Annotated in this window: 4 protein-coding genes; 1 reads left to right on the forward strand and 3 read right to left on the reverse strand. The window is 34.7% G+C overall.

Features of this window, described 5'->3' with window-relative positions:
• Nucleotides 1-124 precede the first annotated feature (124 nt).
• Genes OEW78_RS10480 through OEW78_RS10490 form a run of 3 tightly spaced genes read right to left on the reverse strand, consistent with a single transcriptional unit; the run spans nucleotide 125 to nucleotide 1780 of the window.
• Nucleotides 125-406, reverse strand: coding sequence for an elongation factor 1-beta (locus tag OEW78_RS10480; RefSeq protein WP_300327234.1), 282 nt, complete (start codon nucleotides 404-406; stop codon nucleotides 125-127).
• 3 nt (nucleotides 407-409) lie between these two features.
• Nucleotides 410-589 carry a zinc finger domain-containing protein gene (locus OEW78_RS10485; RefSeq protein ID WP_366523070.1) on the reverse strand — a complete coding sequence of 60 codons (180 nt, stop codon included), beginning with the start codon at nucleotides 587-589 and terminating at the stop codon, nucleotides 410-412.
• A gap of 54 nt (nucleotides 590-643) precedes the next feature.
• Entirely contained in the window at nucleotides 644-1780 is a 1137-nt protein-coding gene (locus tag OEW78_RS10490) for an NAD(P)/FAD-dependent oxidoreductase (RefSeq protein ID WP_300327235.1), read from the reverse strand.
• Between the two features lie 66 nt (nucleotides 1781-1846).
• Here OEW78_RS10490 and pth2 point away from each other — a divergent pair.
• Nucleotides 1847-2158: peptidyl-tRNA hydrolase Pth2 (gene pth2 / locus OEW78_RS10495; RefSeq protein WP_300327236.1), on the forward strand; the 312-nt coding region annotated here is incomplete at its 3' end.

Raw genomic sequence — 2158 nt, forward strand, 5'->3', positions numbered from 1 at the left:
GGTGTGACCCTAAGAAAATCCATAGCTTCTGGTCCAATTCTAGCACGCTTTTTACCTACATCTCTTTGTTTTGCTTCCCCGATTCTCATTTGCAAAGGTTCCTCTTTGCGTGTCAAAATATCACCTATTTCATGTCAACTGACATTCGACTCATATTGAGTACTTCGAATTCACTTACACCTTGTACTGATCTGACTGCATCTTCCAATGAATCCATTTGCCCTTCTTCATCTTCCAGAATAAATTCTACTTTTAGAAATTCTAATCCAAAGGCCAATGGTTCTTTGGCATGTCTTTTCATTGAAATTCCTTCTTTTAGTGAACTTTTGATAGTCTTTGCTAACTCATCAAGATCTGTCTCAGTTCCATCAGGAAGAATTTTTGTAATTAATAGTAATTGAGTCATTTCCTAAGGCCCCTGGAAATTACATGAAGAACAAGTATAGTTTCTTGCTGCTTCCCTGCAACTTTGGCATCTCCAAATTAAATCTGCACCACAATTGGGACAATTGAATTTTACACATTTATCATTAGGCATAATGGGTCTATAGCAACAACTACATGTTGGTAATGAAATAGTAGACGACATACCCCCAAATTTCTGTAAACATCATTTATACCTTGCTTAGAAATTGAGTACATTTTAACTCCATAATTTTTTGAGTTCCCCATCAATTAAGGTCTGAGCTGTTTTCAGTGAACCCTTTACTCCTAGTAATTTGATAATTGAACTAGTGTGGAAATCAAAATCTTCTCTTTCGGAAATCTCTTTTATGATATCTGGTGTAATTGCTTCAAATAATTTATCAATTGTGTTGTTATCCATTCGTTCTAAAATTTTTCTAACAAGTGATTGTCTTTCAAATTCTTTACCGAATCTATCCATCCATTTTTTTTGATATTCATACAGATCTGCTTTATTATTTGTCTCTAAAAATTTTGAAATTGCTTGTCCTGCATAAACCCCTCCCATACCACAAGTAAAAATACCTCCTGCTGTTGTTGGTTTTGCTTGTCCTGCAGCATCTCCTATAATTACCGTTTTTCCTTCCACAAAATTATCAATAGGACCTTTAATCCAAATTGGCGCAAAAATTTTTCTAATTACTGAATATTTTCTCTTTCCTTCTAGAATCTTATCTAATGTTTCAGATACTTTAATTCCTCTTCCTGCTACTCCAACCTTTCCTTTACCTTCTCCTGATGGAATAACCCATGCAAAAAATCCAGGAAATTTTTTTTGATCAAATGCTACTCCAACCTTTCCTTTCTCTATCCAATCAGAATAAATTTCATATTGAGCTGATGATAAAATCCCCGTTCTATCTCTATGAATTAGAGATGAAACTCCTCTTGCATCAACAAAAATTTTACAATCTATTTTCTCATCTTTTGTTCTAATTCCTGTATCTGTAATTTCTTGAAAACTTGTTCTGACTTTAATCACCGCTCCTTTATTCTGAGCTTGAAAAGCTATTTGTTTATCTAATTCTCTTCTGTTGATTTCAGCGACTTTTTGTTTCTTTGAATTAATTGTAAAACTATTCCCGTTGGGTGATGTAATTTCAGCTGATTCTATCATATGCTCAAATGTTTTTCTAAATGGAATTACTCCAAGTTCTTTCAAGCCTGCCATACTGACTAGACCTCCACAATGCTCAGGGGTGCCTATTTCATAATCTTCTTCAATCACAAGTACTGAAAAATCTTTTGAAGCAATTTCTCTTGCACATAATAGCCCTGCAACACTTCCACCAGCAACTACTACATCAAAGTACATATTTTTCGTTTCTTTGTCAATTATTTAATTCAAAAGTCTTTCATTATGTCTGTATTTGATTAGATTATGGGTTACATCAAACAAGTAATTATTGTTAGAACTGATCTTAAAATGGGAAAAGGAAAGATAGCAGCTCAAGTAGGTCATGCATGTGTTCTAGGTGCAGAACATGTACGCAAGTCTCATCCCGAATGGTATCAAGAATGGTGGGATGGACAAGAAAAAGTCGTTCTCAAAGTCTCAGGTATGAGGGATTTACAACAAATAAAAATTCATGCTATTGATTTGAACCTTCCATGGTCTGAAGTTACTGATGCTGGACATACTCAGATAGCCCCTGGAACTACAACCTGTATTTCAATTGGACCTGCACCTGAA

The sequence above is a fragment of the Candidatus Nitrosopumilus sp. genome, from assembly GCF_029882185.1.
Taxonomy (GTDB): Archaea; Thermoproteota; Nitrososphaeria; order Nitrososphaerales; family Nitrosopumilaceae; genus Nitrosopumilus.

Coding starts and splice junctions, on each gene's coding strand:
- OEW78_RS10480 (WP_300327234.1), bottom strand. CDS start 406: ATGACTCAATTACTATTAATTACAAAAATTCTTCCTGATGGAACTGAG.
- OEW78_RS10485 (WP_366523070.1), bottom strand. CDS start 589: ATGTCGTCTACTATTTCATTACCAACATGTAGTTGTTGCTATAGACCC.
- OEW78_RS10490 (WP_300327235.1), bottom strand. CDS start 1,780: ATGTACTTTGATGTAGTAGTTGCTGGTGGAAGTGTTGCAGGGCTATTA.